Raw genomic sequence first — 18,368 nt, 5'->3', positions numbered from 1 at the left:
TCAACGCTGCGATCGCGCACCGGTGACGATCAGGAGCAACCCGACCACCAGCCCGACCCCGACAGCCAGCCAGCCGAGATTCGACGCGTCGGGGAAGGTCGGTCCGTCCGCGATGCCCCACACCGCGACGCCGAGCGCGAGCAGTCCGAAGAGCACCAGCCCTGGCGAACGGTGCCGCTCGATGGCCGACGTCTGATCTGTGTCACTCATCGCACAACCTCCACTTTGCCCATACCGCTGTGGGCGTCGATCGTGAGTACCGGACCGGCGGTGCCGTCACCGCCGCCGTCCAGGCCTTCCGGACAGTGATAGTCGCCGAGTCCGGTGCTGCATTCCGCGCGAACGTTCATGTCGGGGCCCACCTTCACGGTGATCTCGCCCATGCCGCTGCGCAGTTCGACGCTCCGGTCGGAGGTCAGTTCGACCTCGCGCAAGTCCAGCACCATGGCGCCCATGCCGAGCGTGTATTCGGGCTTGATGTCGTTCTCCGTCAACGGTTTCCAATCGCGGTCGCCCACGCCGCCCTCCGGGAAGCCGGAGAACCCGGCGGCGGCTGTTGTGACGACCGTGGCGACGCCGAGGATGATCGCGATCGGTACGAGTCCGGTGCTGTGTCGTCCGGAACTGCGACGTCGAAGACCCGCGTAGATCAGACCGGCACCGACGACGGCCAGCGCGAGGGACAGCACACGTCCGGGGGTGAACCAGTCGATGCCCGCCTGATGGGCGGCGGTCCCGGCTGCCCCCACGATGACTGCGATGCCCAACACGACGAGGGTGAGCGGTGAACGGCGGTCGCGGGGAGGCTCGTAGACCGGCGTCGCCGGCTCGGGAAGATCCCACGCGAAGCTGGCGGCGCCCAACGGATCCCAGGCCGGGGGTGTGGTTGTCGTCGGTTCGAGGACGGCGGTCGGGTTGTCGGTGGTGTCGCTCCGCGGGGCAGGCGTGGGCGGGTGCTCTCCGGGGTTCATCATGGCGCGTGGTATCCATCTCTCGAAGTGGTCGGAAGCACCGAAGTTGGGTGCGGCGGTGTTGGCAGGGGAAGTGAGGGCGCCGGGTTGGGTGTCGACCGACGTTCCCGGCGGCGGGGTGGGAGTGCGGAGGTACAGCAGCCACCAGCCGACGAGCATCAGGATGGCGCCGACCAGGCCACCCGAACCCCAGGTCCGGTTGGGGCCGAAGGACGTGATGACCACGATGGCCAGTACGGCGAACAAGATGAATCGCGGGCCGTGCAGCTTGATCCGCGTCGACGGCCGACGACGCCGCGCGGCAGCCGCGCGCGCCTTGGCCGCACCCGGCATGGCGATCCACGCGGCCAGATACAGCAGCAGTCCGCTGCCGCCGAAGAACGCGGCGACCACAAACGCCACCTTGACCAGCGTCGGGTCCACCCGATAGCGCGCTGCGATGCCGCTGCACACACCCGCGATCGTGCGCGGGTCGTCGGGCCGCACCGGACGCGTCGCCCACAGGTCGGTGACCTGCTGCTGGAGATCCTTGGTGTCCATGACGACCATCGTGGGCCGTGGGAGCCTCCCGATGCATCGGGTATGACCCTGAGTTCTGCCCGGAATCCCGGGATCGGATCCGGGATCGACCCTGATGTCGAACCGGTGCCCGCGTGCCAGTATCGGAAGGGTGAGTGACGTGGAGGTCGACGCTGCGCCGAGACTGGTGCGACGCGACGGTGGGCGGGTGATCGCCGGTGTTGCCGGTGGCATCGCCGACCATCTCGGCGTGGACGCCTTCCGCGTCCGCATCGTGTTCGTGGTGCTGGCGGCACTCGCGGGCGCAGGTGTGGTCGCCTATGGACTGCTCTGGTTCTTCTGCCCGCCCGGCGACGACACGACGCCACCGCCGCCGGGGGTGCGCCGACAGTCGCTTGGCCTGGCGTTGATCGGCCTGGTGGCCATGGCGGTGGTGGGGTTCGCCGCGTCGGGCACCCCGGCCGCCTACTTGGTTCCGTTCGTGTTCATCGCGATCGGCGCCAGCCTGGTATGGCGCGAATTCGACACCTCCCGAACCGCGCCACGCACACCGATACTCACCTGGACCCGGCTGATCGGCGGTGTGGTCCTGGTCATCGGTGGTCTTGTGGTGGTGGTCCTGGCGGGCAACCGTAGCTTCGGTGGGCTCAACACAACGATCCTCGCCGTGGTGGCCACCCTGATCGGTGTGGTGCTGTTGACGGTCCCTCTGTGGATGCGGATGTGGCGCGCGCTCAACGAGGAGCGCGCCGCCCGCATTCGCAACGCCGAGCGTGAGGAGATCGCCTCGCACCTGCACGACTCCGTGCTGCAGACGTTGGCGCTCATCCAGAAGCAGGCCGGCAAGCCGGAGGCGGTCGCCCGTCTGGCGCGCAGCCAGGAAAGAGAGCTGCGTGCATGGCTTTTCGGTGATCCGGCCCATCGCAACGATTCGCTGGCCGCCGCACTGCGCGGAGTCGGCGCGGAAGTTGAGGACGCCTACGGGATCGAGGTCGAGGTGGTGACGGTCGGCGATCTGCGTCCGGAGGAGACCGCCGACGCCAAGCGGTGGGCAGCGTTGGTCGGGGCGACGCGGGAGGCACTGGTCAACGCGGCCAAGCACTCTGGGGAGCGGACGGTCGACGTGTACTGCGAGATCACCGAACCCGAGGTGGAGGTCTTCATCCGCGACCGTGGCGCTGGTTTCGACCCCGACGCGGTCGCCGACGACCGGCAGGGCATCGCGCGGTCGATCCGCGCTCGCATCGAACGCGCCGAGGGAACTGTGCGCATCGATTCGACGCCCGGCCGGGGTACCAACGTGCGGCTGGTGGTGCCACGCCTCGACGCGGGCGTCGAACACGAGAAAGATACGGGTGGACAACCGGATCAGGAGGACGGGCACACACGATGAGCGACGTGGCTGGACAAGTGGAATCCCAAGATCGAGTGTGCGGTGTCTACCTGGTCGACGACCACGCCGTGTTCCGGTCCGGGGTGCGTGCCGAACTGGCGGGTGAGTCGGGTCTGCGGGTGGTCGGGGAAGCGGGCACGGTCGCCGAGGCCGTCGCCGGGATCGCCGCGACGACACCGGATGTGGTGCTCCTCGATGTGCACATGCCGTCCGGCGGCGGTGTCGCCGTGCTGCGCTCCGTCGTCGACGCGATGGGTTCCGACGCCCCGGTCTTCTTGGCACTCAGCGTGTCCGACGCAGCCGAGGATGTGATCGCGACAATCCGTGCGGGCGCCCGCGGCTACGTGACCAAGACGATCAGCGGTGCGGAACTGGCCGACGCGGTACGCCGGGTGGCCGACGGCGACGCGGTCTTCAGTCCGCGTCTCGCCGGCTTCGTGCTGGATTCGTTCACCGGTAAGTCGAGTGCGCCTGAACCGCCGCTGGATCCGGAGTTGGATTCGCTGACCCGACGCGAACTCGAGGTGCTGCGGCTCCTTGCGCGTGGCTATACGTATCGGGAGATCGCCGAAGAGCTGTTCATTTCGATCAAGACGGTGGAAACCCACGCCTCCAACGTGTTACGCAAGACGCAGCAATCCAACCGCAACGCGCTGACCCGCTGGGCGGCGACGAGGCACATCGGCTGAACAGGTCGTCTGCGAGCTCAGCGCACTATGGCGATGATGAGTACCGCCGCGATGGCGAGGAGCACGAAGAAGCCGAAGATGGCGGCCGCGAGTGGCCCGCTCGACGACGACTTCCGAGGTGGCACAGGCGCATACACGCCCGGGTACGACGGTGGTGGCGCCGGCGGATAGGCCCCGCTGGGTGGCAGTGGCGGAGTGTGCGGTGACACGCCGCCGGAAGGTGCAGGCGTCGACATCGTCTGCGCGTAGGCTGCAGCATTGCGGACCGGGGCATTGTGGACCGGTGCGTGTGAGCCGGTGGGTGTGCGGGGTGGCATGGTGCTCGGCGGCAGGGTGTTCGGGGACTGCGCCCAGATCGGAACGCCGCCACCTGGTTTCGCGAGCTTTCCGGTCAGCACCTGCTGCGTGGTCCGGTGGTTGCCGGCGGCCACTCCGGCGAGCAGGTCGCGTGCCTGTTCCATCGTCGGTCGCCGGGTGGGGCTCGGTTCGAGCAGTCTGAGCAGAACCGGCTGCAGCGCACCGGCTTTGGTCATGGGATTGATTCTGGCCCGGGCCACGCGGTGCAGGAGTACCAGCGAGTTCTCGTCGATACCGAACGGCGGCTGCCCCTCGATCATCGTGTACACGGTGGCTCCGAGCGAGTACACGTCCGACGGCTCGCCGGGTTCGGTACCGCGTGCGACCTCCGGGGCGAAGTAGGCCGGCGTGCCGGTGATGACGCCCGCCTGGGTGAGGGTCACGTCGTCCTTGGCGCGGGAGATGCCGAAGTCGGTGATCTTGACCAGTCCGGCGTTGCGTGCGCCGGTGGCGATGAGGATGTTGCCGGGCTTGATGTCGCGGTGCACGATCCCCGCGGCGTGCGCCTCGGCCATCGCGTCGGCCACCTGGGCGCCGATCTGCGCGGCCTCCTGTACATCCAGAGTGGTTGTGGCATGCAGGATCTGGGCGACACTGCGCGATGGGAGGTACTCCATCACCAGCCACGGTTCACCACGGTCGAGGGCGACGTCGTGCATCGCGATGGCGTTGCGGTGGGAGAGCTTCGCGGCGATGCGGCCTTCGCGCATCGCGCGCTGACGGATGTTGTCGGCCGACTCCTCGGTGAGCCCCTCGGTGGAGACGACCTGTTTGACCGCGACCTCGCGGTCGAGGAGCTGGTCGCGCGCCAGCCATACCGTGCCCATTCCGCCGCCGCCGATGCGCGACAGCAGGCGATATCGTCCGGCCACCAGGTACTGCGGACCTGGCATGCGACGATTGGTGGACTCGGTGGACATAGGGCGATGATAGCGGCCGGGCCGGGTGCGCATGCCCTGGCCGGTGTGCCGCGCTTGACAGCGGCGTCGCACGTATGTTCGACTCGCGCTATGCGATGGTCGGATCAGTCGGTCGACGCCGACGACGGCGCATTTCCCGGGTTTGCCCGATCGGGTCTTGTCCGCTCGGTGCAGACACCGGAATTCGAGGGCATCACCTTCCACGAGGTGCTCGCCAAGAGCGCGCTCAATCGTGTTCCGGAGGCGTCGCATCTGCCATTTCACTTCACCGTGAACACTTTTCGGGGTTGTACGCACGCGTGTCGCTACTGCTTCGCGCGACCGACCCATGAGTATCTCGATCTGGATGCCGGTCGAGACTTCGACAGCCAGGTGGTGGTGAAACTGAACGTCGCAGCGGTGCTGCGGCGGGAGTTGCGCCGTCGGTCGTGGACGCGGGAGGTGGTGGCGCTCGGCACCAACACCGACCCCTACCAGCGGGCCGAGGGGCGCTACCGTTTGATGCCCGGGGTGATCACGGCGCTCGCGGAGTCGCGCACCCCGTTCTCGATCCTCACCAAGGGCACCTTGCTGCGCCGCGATCTGCCACTGCTGCGGCAAGCTGCCGGGCAGGTGTCGGTGAGCATCGGCATTTCGCTGGCATTCTTCGACGCCGACCTGCAGAAGCAGATCGAGCCGGGAACGCCGTCGCCCGCGGCGCGGCTCGCCCTCATCCGCGAGGCTGCCGACGCCGGATTCGCCCCGCACGTGATGGTCGCCCCGGTCATCCCGTATCTGACCGATTCGTCGTCGCATCTGGACGAGTTGCTGGGGGCGATCGGTGCGGCGGGAGCGTCCGGGGTGACGGCGTTCCCCATGCATCTGCGCGGCGCGACCAAGCCGTGGTTTCTCGAATGGCTGGCGGCCGAGCATCCGGCGCTGGTCCGCCGATACCGCGGACTGTACGGCCGTGGTGCCTACGTCACGCCGGAGTATTCGTCGTGGTTGCGTGAGCGGATGCGTCCGCTGGTGGTTCGGCACAGTCTGGCCGGTTCCGGCGGCATGCGCGGCGACGCGGCCGACGACGCCGATGCCACTCCGGTGGCGAGGCCCGAGTTGCAGCAGGCTCTGACGCTGTTCTGACGGCTGCGGTTGACGGTTGTCGGTGGCCGGTTCTACGATCGAATTATCGAAAACACGTTCGAGTGATCGATGGCGCGCACCTTCCCGGCTCGCTTGAGTACCACGCTGGATCTGGAGGGTGCAATGGATATGTCGTCGGTGTCGGATCGCTGCCGTCTCAACCGCTGTCTGAGGTGCGAGGAGCACAAGCGACGAGCCTCGAAGACCCGGCGTCGACATCTCACCCTCCTGCAGAAACTAGGGGAAGAAACTCTTCCCCTAGCCTTGGCTTCTTCCCCGGGAATTTTTTCGGGGAAGACACGAGAACCAGGGGACGAAGATTCTTCCCCTACTTTCAGTACGCGGTTGCTCGGCTACTCGACGATGTCGGTCACTGAACTCAAAGGTGCGGCGCAGTGATGAGTGGTACGCCGATTGCGGAGCTCCGCAAACGGATGGCGGCGATGTCCGGCCAACCGGATCAGCATGCGGTGGACGTCGCCGACCCGGTGGAGGGTGCGTTGCCGATGCCCTCGCCGTTGTCGGAAGTTCTGCCGCACAAAGGAATTGCCCGCGGAACGGTCGCCTGTCTGGATGGGATGAACTCGGTGTTGATCGCGGTGATCGCCGAGGTGACCCGCGCCGGTGGTCAGGTGGGGATCGTGGGGCTGCCCCGGCTGGGTCTGTTGTCCGCGGCGGAGATGGGCGCGGATCTGTCGAGAATCGCAACGGTGCCGTTGCCCGGCGCCGACCCCGTCGAGGTGGCGGCGGTTCTGCTCGACGGCATGGACCTGGTGGTGCTGGGCGCCGGTGGTCTCGATGTCGCGCCGTCGCGCAGTCGGGTGGTGATGGGCCGGGCGCGTAAACAGTCGTCGGTTCTGCTCGTGGTGGGTGGTAGGTGGCCGGGTGCGCAGACCCACATCGACACGGAGGTCCTCACCTATCGGCACAGCCCGGGTCTCGCCGACCCTGCCGATATCCGGTGCGGTTTCGGAAGAATCGGTGGGATGCGTTTGCGGATAACGGTTTCCGGACGTTCGCGTCGTCCGGAAACGGTGCTGGCTGATCTGGTGGCACGCCCACAGGGGGTGGAGATGGTGCAGGCCACCACGACACAACACGAACTGGCGGTGGCGAACTGATGCGGGTGCTGGCGCTGTGGTGTCCGGACTGGCCGGCGACGGCTGCTGCGGCCGAGGTCGATCTGCCACCGCAACACCCCATCGCGGTGTTGTCGGCCAACCGCGTGGTCGCCTGTTCGGCATCGGCCCGGACGATGGGCGTGCGTCGTGGCATGCGGAAACGACAGGCGCAGTCCGCATGTCCGGAGATGACGCTGGTGGCCGCGGACGAGAACCGGGACGGGCGGTTCTTCGAACCGGTCGCTGCGGTGGTGGCCGAGATCGTGCCCACCCTGGAAGTGCTGCGCCCGGGGCTCCTGGTGGTGCCCGGTGATCGCGCTGTTCGCTACTTCGGCGGTGAAGGGACCATGGCCGAGGAGGTGGTCGACGCGGTGTCGGCCTGCGGGGTCGAATCCCAGGTCGGTATCGCCGACGAACTGTTCACCGCGGTACTCGCGGCTCGGCGCGGACAGCAAGTCGAGCCGGGCGGGGACGGCCACTACCTCGCGAAGCTGCCCGTCGCGGATCTGGCAGTGGAGCCCAGCCTGAGCGATCCGACCCGGACCGAACTGGTGGATTTGTTGCGGCGCTTGGGAATATCCACCATCGGTGCGTTTGCCGCGTTGTCGGCCACCGACGTCGCATCACGCTTCTCCGCGGATGCGGTGGTTGCGCACCGGCTGGCCAATGCGCAACCGGGACGGGTGCCGTCGGGTCGCCGGGAATCGCTCGACGTGATCATCGAGCATGCCTGTGACCCGCCCGTCGACCGGGTCGATGCCGCGGCCTTCCTCGGTCGGCACCTGGCCGAGAAGTTGCATCGCCGTCTGCTCGATGCGTCGGTGGCCTGTACTCGACTGGCCATTGAGGCGACAACTGAACGTGGACAGCGGCATTCGCGAACCTGGCGATGTGCGCAGCCGTTGACTCCGGATGCGACCGCGGATCGTATCCGATGGCAGTTGGAAGGCTGGCTGACCGGTGGTCGTGGTCGGAGCGCGGCCGACCGGCCTGATTCGCCGATCGCCGCTCTGCGGCTGGAACCGGTGGAACTCGTGGATGCCGGTGCCCTCCAATATGATCTCGGTGGCGGTGACGCGGAGGCCGACGAACGGGCCCGCCGATCCCTGGTGCGCATTCAGGGCATCCTCGGTGGTGATGCGGTCAAGGTTCCGGTGCTCAGCGGGGGCAGGGGACCGGCGGAACGGATCACCATGGTGACCCTGGGAGATGAGCGGGTGCCGAGCCGGGATCCGAACGCGCCGTGGCCTGGTCGGCTCCCGCAACCCGCCCCCGCGGTTCTGGCGGAGACCGAGATTCTCGTGCTGGATGCTGTCGGACAACCGGTTTCGGTGACCGGACGGGGAGCATTCACCGCGGAGCCGGCCACGGTGCGGCTCGTTCGGATCGGCCGGCATCCGGCCGGCCGCGGCGCAGCCTGGGAACTGTGCTGGTGGGCCGGCCCATGGCCGAGCGGAACCGACGAGGCCGGCATCACCGCCCGTGCTCAGGTCCTGCTCGACGATTCCCGGGCGCTGTTGCTCTGCTACCGTTCCGGCGGCTGGGTCGTCGAGGGGGTCTACGAGTAGCCCGCGATCAGGTGGGTCAACTCCGCGACTTGCCCAGTGCGGCATCGGATTCGCCGAACATCAGATACTCCTGATGCAGAACACGCGTCGTCAGTGCGGGTGTCAGGCGCCGTCCGATCTCGGCGATGGTGCCGAGCGTCGAGTTGATGTGTTGGGGTCGTCGGAGGATGCCGTCGAGTACCCGGCTCGCGGCCTTGTCGACGTTCCAGGTGCCCGGCTGATTGTCGTAGGCTTCGGTCGGCGCGATCATCCGGGTTTGCACCAGCGGCAGCCGCACATTGGTGAAGCTCACGTGATCGGACAGGGTTTCGGTCCCGGTGACATCGCTGAACGCCTCCAGCGCAGCCTTTGACGCGGCGTACGCACCGAAGCGGGGCCCGCGAGACTGCACGGCAATCGACGTCACATTGACGATGTGCCCGGACTGCCGCGCGACCATGTGCGGCAGCAATTCCAGGATCAGGTTCACCGCACCGAAGTAGTTCACGGCCATCACGCGTTGGTAGTCGTGCAGCCGGTCCACCGAGTTCAGCGTTGCCCGGCGAATCGAACGGCCCGCGTTGTTCACCAGCACGTCGACGTGATCATGTTCGGCGAGAATCGTTTTGACGAGCGCGTTGACTGCCTCGGAGTCGGTGATGTCGCATTGGTAGGCCACCACCCGGCCCGGTGGAATACCCTTCTTGCTCGCGGTGGCGTTGAGTTCGGCGACCGCGGAATCGAGTTCGTCGGCGCCGCGGGCGACGATGAACACATTGGCCCCACGTGCGACGCACATCCGTGCGGTGGACTTGCCGATGCCGGTGGAGCCGCCGGTGATGAGCACGTTCTTGCCCACAAGTGGTCCGCGCGGGTCGGTGCGGCGGTTGCGGCGCGGGTCGAGGTTCTTGGCCCAGTAGCGCCACAATCGCGGGCCGTAGTCGTCGAGGTCGGGCTGGCAGATGCCGTGCTCGTGCAGGACCGACGCGGTGTGCTCGGATCTAAAGTCGACGGGCAACGACATCGTGTCGAGAATCGCGGGCGGAATGCTCTGCTGGGCGGCCACCAGGTCACGTCCCACTCGCAGCGGACCGACGCCCGACAGCGCGATCGCGGGTTCGACGAAGCGATTCGGGATGACGTTGAATCCCTTGGGCGCGTTCAATCCTGGCGCGATCGCGTTGTACATGTCGGTGATGGTGCGACGCTGCGGATCGCTGAGATGGAAGACGAGTCCACTCCGATCCGGTTCGACGTCGAGGAGCGCCACGATCGCGTTCACGACGTAGTCGACCGGCACCATGTTGATCATGCCCAGGTCCGGCATCGGGAGTCGCAGCGCCGACGGCAGTCGGCCGAGCAGCGCGAGTTGGCCGAAGAAGTAGTACGGCCCGTCGATCTTGTCCATCTCGCCGGTCCGGGAGTCCCCGACCACCACCGACGGGCGAAACACGCGCCAGCGCAGACCTTCTCGTTCCCGGATGACGCGTTCGGCCTCGAACTTGGTGCGGTGATAGGGCGACGGGAATCCTTGGCCGGTGTCGAAGTCGTCCTCGGTGTAGACCCCGCGGTGATCTCCGGCGACGGCGATCGACGAAATGTGATGGCACAAAGCGTCATGTGCGACAGCGAAGTCCGCGACACGCGACGTGCCCTCCACGTTGGCGGCATGCTGGGAGTCGGCGTCGGCTGCCATGTCGTAGATAGCGCCCAGATGCACGACGTGGTCGATGTCGGTGATGCTCGTCGCATCGATTCCGAGGCCGGGGGCGGTGAGATCGCCGACCACGAGTGTGACGCGGTCGGAGCCGGGCAGGTCGGCGAGCATCTCGGTGAATCGCGACTGCGATGCCTCACGAACCAGTGCGTGGATGGTGGCGGTGCTGTCGACGGTCAGTATGCGCTCGATGACGCGGCGGCCGATGAATCCGCTGCCACCGGTGATGAAGTAGTTCGGCATGTGGGGTGTCCATCTCTGTCGAAGCTGGATCTGTCTGTCACTCAGGGTGACACTTACATTGGCCGATGGCAATGTGCCGAAATCATCGACTCTGCCATCAGTCGAGTTATGCTCAAGTCATGTGACTCACGGTCGGGGAGTGGTCGCGAACCCACAGTACGTCGTTCATCGATAAGGGGGTCAGTGATGCGTGGTCGGCGCCAGCCACAGGCCCACGGTTGCGTCGACGAGGGTTTCGCAATGGTGCGACCAGGCACCGGCTCGTCGGCCGGACGTGATGTCGGGGTCGTCGAGGGAGCGCTCGAATTCGGCAAGCGTGTAGACCGTCATGTGCTGGCTCATCGTGATGCGTGCGCTGAGAATGGTGTCCGACAGGGTGGGCAGCGCAGCGAAGAACCCCTGCAGCGCGTCGGTCAGGGCGGTCGACTCGTCGACGGAGGCGTACAGCAGTGGCGTGGTGGCCGGGTTGGCGTCGACGTGCGCGCAGAAGCGAGCGTAATGCGACGGTTCGCCGAGATTGCCGAGGTACTCCATCTCCGGGCGGACCAGGCACCGAATCCAATCGCGAATGGAGGGTCGCGCGGGCAGTCGGTCGAGTTCGCGGAGCCGGCACTCTTCGATCTTCGAGTTGTGATTCCGCAGAATCGCGCTGATCAGGCCAGTTCGGTCGCCGAAATGGTGGCCGACGGCGTAGTTGTTCCGCTGGCCCGCAGCCTTGCTGATCTGCCTGCTGGATACCGCGTCGATGCCGTGCAGTGCGTAGAGACGCTCGGCAGTCGTCCGCAGGAGCGCACGGGTGGCCGCTGTCTGCTCGCTCCGCGTTGCCACCACAAATCACATGATGCCTCATGTTTGGCCGCCGCCTCGTGTGACATGCGCCCGACCTCGCAGGAAGGTACGCCGTGAAACGCAGCCTGGATGACCTGGAGATGCTGGTACGGCACAGCGTCTCGCAGGTGCTCTCCATCCCGCCGAGTGCCTTCGATCCCGCCACGGCGCTCGCCGATTACGGTCTGGATTCGATCGGGATGCTGGACCTGATCGTTCAGCTGGAAGAGGATCTCGGGATCCGGCTGAGGTATCGCGATCGGAACCTACTGCAGACCGTCAATGGGATCGTCGAGCACATCAGGGCGTCTGAGCAGGCCCTCGTCGTGCGATTCGACTCGCTGATTCGGCATCGCCTCTAAGGTGTGTCTCCCTTGCAATCCTAAGTCACTTGACTTATGGATTGGGACGTATCACTATCAAGTGGCGCCGATCACCACGTGGGGGGTGATCGGCCTTCATCACGTCTCACGGGTGGGGTTGATGGGTGAATTGCGCGTCGTGACACCGAGAACGGCACTGCGTTCAGGTTTCGCTGGTGATGGGTGCCAACCAGATGCCGACGAGCGCGTCGACGAAGATATCCACCTGCTCACGAACCTCCAGTGGGGAACCAGCGGTGTCGTTGAGCGTGCGTTCGACGTCGGCGAGCGAGTGCAGCAGCAGGTGCCGGGTGAACGCGCTCCGTGCGTCGAGCACGTCGGTGGGCATCATCGGCAACACGCGGTACAGGCCGGCCACCGTCTCGGCGAGAGGCTTCGAGTCGACGACACCCGCGTGCAGGACGAGTTCGGAGACAGTCGGGTCGGTCGTCACCTGCACGCAGAAGCGCGCGAAATGGCAGGGCACGCCGAGCGCGTACAGGTACTCGACGTGGGGGGCGACCATGCATCGCAGCCAGTCGCGCAGATCGCTGATGTAGCCGAGCGAAGTGAGTGCGGCGCTGCGATATTCGTCGAGTCGCCGATTGTGCACAGTGAGGATTTCCCGGATCAGCTCCACGTGGCTGCCGAAGTGGATGCCGACCGCATAGTTGTTGCCGAGCCCGGCCTCTTTGCTGATCTGGCGATTCGACACCGCGGAGATGCCGTGCTCGGCGTACAGCCGCTCCGCCGCGCACAGCAGGCGCGCTCGTGTTTCGCCCTGGCCGCCGGCCTCGGTCTGCTCATCCGACACAGGGTTCGATGATGCCTCATTTCGTTCGTCCCACAGTCAAGACCACGAAAGGTGGTTTCGGTGCGTAGAAGTTCTTCGGTTCGGACGCGGTGGCGCGCAGGGGTCGTCGCTGTTGCGGCCGGTGTCGTGGTGGTCGCCTCGGGGCTGGGCCCGGCGCGGGTGTCGACCATCGCGTCGGCGGTGCCCACGTGTGCCGGTACACACTTCGTTGCGTCCTGGGCGATGAGCCCGACCGACTCGGTGACGCCGGTCGACGCGTCGGCCGGACCGGTGCCGATGGTGGTGAGCAATCAGACGTTCCGCATGATCGTGACTCCACACCTCGGCGGCGAGGTGCTGCGGGTGCGATTGACCAACCGTTTCGGGTCGTCGCCGATCACGTTCGGTCGGACGACCGTCGCGACCCAACTCCGCGGTGCGCGCGTGAGCACGCCGGTGGCCGTCCACTTCGGCGGCAAGAACTCGGTGACCGTTCCCGCGGGTGCAGATGTGGTCAGTGACCCCGTGGTATTCAGGGTGCGCGCGTTTGTGCCGCTGGCCGTGAGTATTCACGTACCGGGCACGATGGGCCCGCCGACCAAGCATTGGAACGCCAACGCGACGTCGTTCTACACCGGTGCCGGTGCAGGTGATGCGACCGGCCGAACGAGTGCGGCCGGCTACACGTCGACCACCAAGTCGTGGTTCTATGTCAACGCGCTCGATGTGCGAGCTCCGGCGTCAACGAGATCTATTGTGGCCTTTGGGGATTCGATTACCGACGGATTCGTGGGTGCCACCCCGCTGTCGGTGCCCGCCGATCCCAACGCGGCGGACCGGCAGGGGCGCTACCCGGATGGCCTCCAGCGTCGGCTGATCGGGGCGAGCATCCCGATCTCGGTGGTCAACGCGGGCATCGGCAGCAATCGTCTCCTCACGAGTGGCGAACCGCTGCTGCTGGGGCCGCGCGGGTTGTCGAGATTCCGGCGTGACGCTCTCGAACAGAGCGGCGTCGCCGGCGTGCTGCTACTCGAAGGCATCAACGATCTGGGCTTGCCACCGTTCGCGAATGCCGATGGCATGATCGCCGGCTACCGCGACGCGATCGGCCAGGCGCATCGTGCCGGCGTGAAGATCTGGCTGGGCACCATCAAACCCGCCTCGAACGCGCTGGTCGACGGGGTGCTGCTCAATCCGCAGAGTGAACACCATCGGCAGCCGATCAATGCCTGGATCCGTGGGCAGCGATCGGCCGACGGTGTGGTCGACTTCGACGCGGCGACGCGAGATCCGGCGAATCCTTCGGTGCTGCGGCGTGAGTTCGCGAGTCCCGACAACCTGCACCCGAGCCTGGCGGGCTATCGGGCGATGGCCCACGCGGTCGATCTGCCGATGCTCGCCACCGCGTCGTCGCCGCACTGCTGAAGGAAGTGTCATGGTCACTCCCAAGGTGTCTCGTCCGCCGCTGATCGACGACATGCTGCGATTCGCGTTGCATTGGCTGCCGTACGGCGGCGGTAGCGCCGGCGACATCCTGGTGGAGTTCGGCATCTCCGAATGCGAGTTCTTCCGTCGCGTGTTGCGTGTGGTGCGCGAATCGGAGCCGCCGCCGGCGTGCAGTGTGGCCACCTGGCGGCAACTGGGACTGTTGTGCGTGGCGAGAATCGGTCGGGAGCACGACTAGGACCCCATCGTCTATCGAAACTATGTTCGATACACTGGTTGGGTGGGCTGGGATCAAGGTCCTCCGACCTGGTCGGAGATGGAACGGGTACTGTCGGGGCGCGCTCGCGGACATGGGCGTCCGGGGGAGGCGTTCGGCCCCGGTGACAACTCCGGCGACGGTAACGACAGTCCGGCGTGGTCGCGCAAACGTGGGAAATACCAGCCCGACCCGGTGGCCCGCATCGCATCGTCGGTGCCGTATGCCGAGTTGCATGCGCACAGTGCCTACAGCTTTCTCGATGGCGCGTCGATGCCGGAGGAGATGGTCACCGAGGCGCAGCGGCTGGATCTGCGTGCCCTGTCCATCACCGACCACGACGGCTTCTACGGACTCGTCCGCTTTGCCGAGGCAGCAAGGGAATTCGGGATGCCGACGGTGTTCGGCTCCGAATTGTCGCTGGAACCCGACGTCGCCCGGACCGGGCACAACGACCCGCCCGGCGAGCATCTGCTGGTGCTCGCCCGCGACAGCGAGGGATACCGCCGATTGTCGAGGACGATCGCGGCCGCGCACATGGTCGCGGGGGAGAAGGGGTTGCTTCGGTACAACCGCGACGCACTGCCCGCTGCGGCCGGTGGTCACTGGCTGATCCTCAGCGGCTGTCGCAAGGGCGCGGTGCGCCGTGCTCTCGACCGGGGCGGTGCGTCGGCGGCCGAGGCTGCGCTAAGCGATCTGGTGCAACGCTTCGGACGCGATGACGTGGCCGTGGAACTGACCGCGGCCGGGCTGCCCGACGACGACGATCGCAACGCGGTGCTCGCCGGCCTCGCGCGGCGGGTCGGGGTGACGACGGTGGCCACCACCGGCGCGCACTTCGCTGGTCCGCGGCGCCGGAAGCTGGCGATGGCCATGGCGGCAGCGCGTGCGCGCACCGACATCGAGACCATCGCCGGCTGGATGCCGGGTGTCGCGGGTGCGCATCTGCGCAGTGGCGACGAGATGGCCCGTCTGCTCCCGGCCCACCGTGACGCCATCGACAATGCGGTCGGGCTGGCCGCCGACTGCGCCTTCGAACTGGGATTGATCGCGCCGGAGCTACCGCCGTTCGACGTCCCGGACGGACACACCGAGATCAGCTGGCTGCGAGAGATGACGATGACCCGGGCTCGTCGCAGATACGGCACCCCGACCGAGCATCCACAGGCGTATCGGCAGATCGAACACGAACTGGCCATCATCGAGACGCTCACCTTTCCCGGCTACTTCCTCGTCGTCGCCGACATCGTCGACTTCTGCAAGGACAACGACATCCTGTGTCAGGGTCGGGGGAGTGCCGCGAACTCTGCCGTCTGTTACGCACTGGGCATCACCAACGTCGATCCGGTGGCCAACAAGTTGCTGTTCGAACGGTTCCTCTCACCGGAGCGCGACGGGCCTCCCGACATCGACGTCGACATCGAGTCCGACCGTCGTGAAGAGGCCATCCAGTATGTGTACCGGCGCTACGGCCGTGATTTCAGCGCCCAGGTGGCCAATGTCATCACCTATCGGGGTAAATCGGCGATCCGGGACATGGCGCGCGCGCTCGGATATGGCACCGGCCAGCAGGATGCGTGGAGCCGGACGCCACAGGATGCCCCCGACGATGTGACGGAACTGGCCGGTGAGATCCTCGGTATGCCAAGGCATCTGGGCATCCATTCCGGTGGCATGGTGATCTGCGACCGTCCGATCGCCGACGTGTGTCCCACCGAGTGGGCTCGGATGGAGAATCGCAGCGTCCTGCAATGGGACAAGGATGATTGCGCCGCGATCGGGCTGGTGAAATTCGATCTGCTCGGACTGGGCATGCTGTCGGCTCTGCACTATGCGATCGATCTGCTCGCCGAACACAAGGGCATCGAGGTCGATCTTGCCAAGCTGGACCTGACCGAACCCGCCGTGTACGAAATGCTTTGTCGCGCAGACTCTGTCGGGGTGTTTCAGGTGGAGTCACGTGCCCAGATGGCCACGCTCCCGCGGCTGCGTCCACGCACCTTCTACGACCTGGTGGTGGAGGTGGCACTCATCCGCCCCGGCCCCATCCAGGGCGGCTCGGTGCACCCATACATCCGGCGGCGCAACGGACTTGAGAAACCCACCGTCGAGCATCCGTCGATGAACAAGGCGCTCGAGCGCACTCTCGGGGTACCGCTCTTTCAGGAGCAGCTCATGCAGTTGGCGGTCGACGTCGCGGGGTTCGACGCCGCGGGGGCCGACCAGTTGCGTCGGGCGATGGGTTCCAAACGCTCGCCGGAGCGGATGGAACAGCTCCGCAGACGGTTCTACGACGGTATGCGAGAATTACACGGCATCACCGGCGACGTCGCCGACCGCGTCTATGAGAAGATGGCCGCCTTCGCCAATTTCGGCTTCCCGGAGAGTCATTCGCAGAGTTTCGCATCGCTCGTCTTCTATTCGTCGTGGTTCAAGTTGCACCATCCGGCGGCGTTCTGCGCGGCGTTGCTGCGGGCGCAGCCGATGGGGTTCTACTCGCCGCAAACACTGGTCGCCGACGCGCGACGGCACGGCGTGACGGTGCACCGTCCGGACATCAACCTCTCGCTGCCCTACGCGACGCTGGAGAATCAGGGGCTCGAGGTGCGTCTGGGACTCGACGGTGTGCGTGGTGTGGGCACCGAGGTGGCCGAACGCATAGTCGCCGGGCGGACGGCTGGTCCCTACCGCGACATCACCGATGTGTCGCGGCGGGCAGAGCTGACGACGCGGGAGCTCGAAGGGCTGGCCGGTGCAGGTGCTTTCGACGTCTTCGGGGTCAGCAGACGTCAGGCGTTGTGGGAGGCGGGCGCCGCCGCAACGGTGCGCGACGATCAGCTGCCGCTGGCCTCGGCTGCGGCGACGCCCACACTGCCCGGTTTGTCCGATATCGAACTGGCTGCGACCGATGCATGGGCGACCGGGATCACACCGACGTCGTATCCGACCCAGTTCCTACGCCCGCGACTCGCGGCGATGGGAGTGATCGCCGCCGAGAGGCTATTGTCTGTACCGGACGGTTCTCGCGTCGTGGTCGGTGGTGCAGTGACACATCGGCAGCGACCGGCAACCGCTTCGGGTGTCACGTTCATCAATCTCGAGGACGAGACCGGGATGGTCAACGTGGTCTGTTCGGTGGGCCTGTGGGCCAGATATCGTGAGCTGGCGCAGTCCGCGTCGGCGTTACTCGTCCGCGGCAAGGTGCAAAATGCGGAGGGTGCAGTAACTGTGGTTGCAGATCGACTGCAGCGCATGGATCTTCGTGTGGGGACGAGGTCCAGGGATTGGCACTGAAAGGGGAGTTATGCCGCAGCAGGTGGTGGTGACGGTGAAGCCGAACAGCCGCAAGGGGCCGCTGGTGGAGACCGGGCCCGACGGATCGGTCACCATCTACGTCCGCGAACCGGCCCTGGAGGGCCGGGCGAACAAGGCTGTGGCGGAGTTGCTCGCCAAGCACCTCGGCGTACCCAAGACCAAGGTCGCACTGGTGGGCGGCGCAACCGCCCGCACCAAGCGCTTCCGTGTTGGCTGAGTGTCAATCACGCTCTCGATCAACAGAATTCACTCTGGGGTTGCCCGGAGTTCAGATCGCTCCGCGAAAGCCGTGCTGACGCCAGGCCTCGTATATCGCGATGCTCGCCGCGTTGGCGAGGTTGTGGGAGCGGCGTCCGGCCAGCATGGGGATCCGCACGCGATCGGTGATCTCCGGGTCGGCGAGGACCTCGTCGGGTAGGCCGGTGGGTTCGGGGCCGAACAGCAGGACGTCGCCGGGTGCGTAGTCGACATCGGTGTGGAAGCGTTCGGCATGTGCGGTGAAGGCGAACACGCGTTCCGGCTTCAGTGTGGTCCACGCCGTGATCAGATTGGGATGCACTGTCACCGTGGCCATCTCGTGATAGTCGAGCCCGGCCCGCTTGACCTGGGCGTCGGTCATCGTGAATCCGAGCGGCTCGATCAGATGCAGCTCGCACCCGGTGTTGGCGGCCAACCGGATGGCATTGCCCGTGTTCGGCGGGATGCACGGCTGATAGAACATGATGCGGAACAAGCGGGCCATCCTTTGTGTCGAGCGTGTACCGGTGAA

Annotated in this window: 17 protein-coding genes; 10 read left to right on the top strand and 7 right to left on the bottom strand. The window is 66.4% G+C overall.

Features of this window, described 5'->3' with window-relative positions; translation table 11 throughout:
* Together ACWDTF_RS02775 and ACWDTF_RS02770 are read right to left on the bottom strand one after the other, a co-directional pair.
* Positions 1-210, bottom strand: coding sequence for a hypothetical protein (locus tag ACWDTF_RS02775; RefSeq protein WP_240856672.1), 210 nt, complete (start codon positions 208-210; stop codon positions 1-3).
* Positions 207-1,520: a PspC domain-containing protein gene (locus ACWDTF_RS02770; RefSeq protein WP_449753918.1), complete on the bottom strand. Its 1,314-nt coding sequence runs from the start codon at positions 1,518-1,520 to the stop codon at positions 207-209. The genes ACWDTF_RS02775 and ACWDTF_RS02770 overlap by 4 nt, the downstream gene beginning before the upstream one ends.
* Before the next feature lie 85 nt (positions 1,521-1,605).
* On the opposite strand from ACWDTF_RS02770, the gene ACWDTF_RS02765 reads away from it, so the two are divergent.
* A complete protein-coding gene (locus ACWDTF_RS02765; protein ID WP_374246533.1) occupies positions 1,606-2,883 on the top strand; it encodes a PspC domain-containing protein in 1,278 nt (425 codons plus the stop codon).
* Entirely contained in the window at positions 2,880-3,572 is a 693-nt protein-coding gene (locus ACWDTF_RS02760) for a response regulator (RefSeq protein WP_276614650.1), read from the top strand. The genes ACWDTF_RS02765 and ACWDTF_RS02760 overlap by 4 nt, the downstream gene beginning before the upstream one ends.
* A 17-nt stretch (positions 3,573-3,589) precedes the next feature.
* Here the strand turns inward: ACWDTF_RS02760 and ACWDTF_RS02755 are convergent, their stop codons facing one another.
* Positions 3,590-4,849: a serine/threonine-protein kinase gene (locus tag ACWDTF_RS02755; protein WP_449753917.1), complete on the bottom strand. Its 1,260-nt coding sequence runs from the start codon at positions 4,847-4,849 to the stop codon at positions 3,590-3,592.
* 90 nt (positions 4,850-4,939) lie between these two features.
* On the opposite strand from ACWDTF_RS02755, the gene ACWDTF_RS02750 reads away from it, so the two are divergent.
* The 3 genes from ACWDTF_RS02750 (at position 4,940) to ACWDTF_RS02740 (ending at position 8,660) form a co-directional block, all read left to right on the top strand.
* Entirely contained in the window at positions 4,940-5,971 is a 1,032-nt protein-coding gene (locus ACWDTF_RS02750; RefSeq protein WP_449753916.1) for an Rv2578c family radical SAM protein, read from the top strand.
* Positions 5,972-6,369: 398 nt separating this feature from the next.
* The gene (locus tag ACWDTF_RS02745) at positions 6,370-7,092 is read left to right on the top strand and encodes a hypothetical protein (RefSeq protein ID WP_355278375.1); all 723 of its coding nucleotides are present in this window, start codon (positions 6,370-6,372) and stop codon (positions 7,090-7,092) included.
* A complete protein-coding gene (locus ACWDTF_RS02740) occupies positions 7,092-8,660 on the top strand; it encodes a DNA polymerase Y family protein (RefSeq protein ID WP_240856676.1) in 1,569 nt (522 codons plus the stop codon). Before ACWDTF_RS02745 ends, ACWDTF_RS02740 begins: the two co-directional genes overlap by 1 nt.
* 16 nt (positions 8,661-8,676) lie before the next feature.
* Here the strand turns inward: ACWDTF_RS02740 and ACWDTF_RS02735 are convergent, their stop codons facing one another.
* Both ACWDTF_RS02735 and ACWDTF_RS02730 read right to left on the bottom strand, forming a co-directional pair.
* Positions 8,677-10,599 carry an SDR family oxidoreductase gene (locus ACWDTF_RS02735; protein ID WP_449753915.1) on the bottom strand — a complete coding sequence of 641 codons (1,923 nt, stop codon included), beginning with the start codon at positions 10,597-10,599 and terminating at the stop codon, positions 8,677-8,679.
* A gap of 180 nt (positions 10,600-10,779) precedes the next feature.
* Positions 10,780-11,427 (bottom strand): TetR family transcriptional regulator, encoded by a 648-nt coding sequence (locus ACWDTF_RS02730; RefSeq protein ID WP_308221016.1) that lies wholly within the window; start codon positions 11,425-11,427, stop codon positions 10,780-10,782.
* A 74-nt stretch (positions 11,428-11,501) separates the two neighbouring features.
* On the opposite strand from ACWDTF_RS02730, the gene ACWDTF_RS02725 reads away from it, so the two are divergent.
* On the top strand, positions 11,502-11,789 hold the full coding sequence (locus ACWDTF_RS02725) for an acyl carrier protein (protein ID WP_240856679.1): 288 nt from the start codon (positions 11,502-11,504) through the stop codon (positions 11,787-11,789).
* A gap of 163 nt (positions 11,790-11,952) precedes the next feature.
* Here ACWDTF_RS02725 and ACWDTF_RS02720 read toward each other — a convergent pair whose 3' ends face one another.
* On the bottom strand, positions 11,953-12,603 hold the full coding sequence (locus ACWDTF_RS02720; protein WP_240856680.1) for a TetR/AcrR family transcriptional regulator: 651 nt from the start codon (positions 12,601-12,603) through the stop codon (positions 11,953-11,955).
* A 60-nt stretch (positions 12,604-12,663) separates the two neighbouring features.
* On the opposite strand from ACWDTF_RS02720, the gene ACWDTF_RS02715 reads away from it, so the two are divergent.
* From ACWDTF_RS02715 to ACWDTF_RS02700, 4 genes are read left to right on the top strand one after another with little or no spacing between them, the layout of a single operon-like run.
* Positions 12,664-14,007, top strand: coding sequence for a GDSL-type esterase/lipase family protein (locus tag ACWDTF_RS02715; protein WP_449753914.1), 1,344 nt, complete (start codon positions 12,664-12,666; stop codon positions 14,005-14,007).
* A 10-nt stretch (positions 14,008-14,017) separates the two neighbouring features.
* Positions 14,018-14,266 carry a hypothetical protein gene (locus tag ACWDTF_RS02710; RefSeq protein WP_433258761.1) on the top strand — a complete coding sequence of 83 codons (249 nt, stop codon included), beginning with the start codon at positions 14,018-14,020 and terminating at the stop codon, positions 14,264-14,266.
* A gap of 42 nt (positions 14,267-14,308) precedes the next feature.
* Positions 14,309-17,578, top strand: coding sequence for an error-prone DNA polymerase (locus ACWDTF_RS02705; protein WP_433258763.1), 3,270 nt, complete (start codon positions 14,309-14,311; stop codon positions 17,576-17,578).
* A gap of 10 nt (positions 17,579-17,588) precedes the next feature.
* Positions 17,589-17,816: a DUF167 domain-containing protein gene (locus tag ACWDTF_RS02700; protein ID WP_240856684.1), complete on the top strand. Its 228-nt coding sequence runs from the start codon at positions 17,589-17,591 to the stop codon at positions 17,814-17,816.
* A gap of 51 nt (positions 17,817-17,867) precedes the next feature.
* Here ACWDTF_RS02700 and ACWDTF_RS02695 read toward each other — a convergent pair whose 3' ends face one another.
* Positions 17,868-18,332 (bottom strand): tRNA (cytidine(34)-2'-O)-methyltransferase, encoded by a 465-nt coding sequence (locus tag ACWDTF_RS02695; protein ID WP_355274568.1) that lies wholly within the window; start codon positions 18,330-18,332, stop codon positions 17,868-17,870.
* Positions 18,333-18,368: the final 36 nt, after the last annotated feature.

The organism is Gordonia sp. NPDC003422, assembly GCF_053588675.1.
Note: the sequence above shows the minus strand (reverse complement) of the source record. Positions and strands in the feature narration are given on the sequence as shown.

What these genes read in the sequence shown, in the direction of transcription:
- ACWDTF_RS02770 (WP_449753918.1), bottom strand. Translation starts at nt 1,520, where the DNA reads ATGGTCGTCATGGACACCAAGGATCTCCAGCAGCAGGTCACCGACCTG.
- ACWDTF_RS02700 (WP_240856684.1), top strand. Translation starts at nt 17,589, where the DNA reads ATGCCGCAGCAGGTGGTGGTGACGGTGAAGCCGAACAGCCGCAAGGGG.
- ACWDTF_RS02740 (WP_240856676.1), top strand. Translation starts at nt 7,092, where the DNA reads ATGCGGGTGCTGGCGCTGTGGTGTCCGGACTGGCCGGCGACGGCTGCT.
- ACWDTF_RS02735 (WP_449753915.1), bottom strand. Translation starts at nt 10,599, where the DNA reads ATGCCGAACTACTTCATCACCGGTGGCAGCGGATTCATCGGCCGCCGC.
- ACWDTF_RS02750 (WP_449753916.1), top strand. Translation starts at nt 4,940, where the DNA reads ATGCGATGGTCGGATCAGTCGGTCGACGCCGACGACGGCGCATTTCCC.
- ACWDTF_RS02765 (WP_374246533.1), top strand. Translation starts at nt 1,606, where the DNA reads ATGTCGAACCGGTGCCCGCGTGCCAGTATCGGAAGGGTGAGTGACGTG.
- ACWDTF_RS02760 (WP_276614650.1), top strand. Translation starts at nt 2,880, where the DNA reads ATGAGCGACGTGGCTGGACAAGTGGAATCCCAAGATCGAGTGTGCGGT.
- ACWDTF_RS02775 (WP_240856672.1), bottom strand. Translation starts at nt 210, where the DNA reads ATGAGTGACACAGATCAGACGTCGGCCATCGAGCGGCACCGTTCGCCA.
- ACWDTF_RS02755 (WP_449753917.1), bottom strand. Translation starts at nt 4,849, where the DNA reads ATGTCCACCGAGTCCACCAATCGTCGCATGCCAGGTCCGCAGTACCTG.
- ACWDTF_RS02745 (WP_355278375.1), top strand. Translation starts at nt 6,370, where the DNA reads ATGAGTGGTACGCCGATTGCGGAGCTCCGCAAACGGATGGCGGCGATG.
- ACWDTF_RS02710 (WP_433258761.1), top strand. Translation starts at nt 14,018, where the DNA reads ATGGTCACTCCCAAGGTGTCTCGTCCGCCGCTGATCGACGACATGCTG.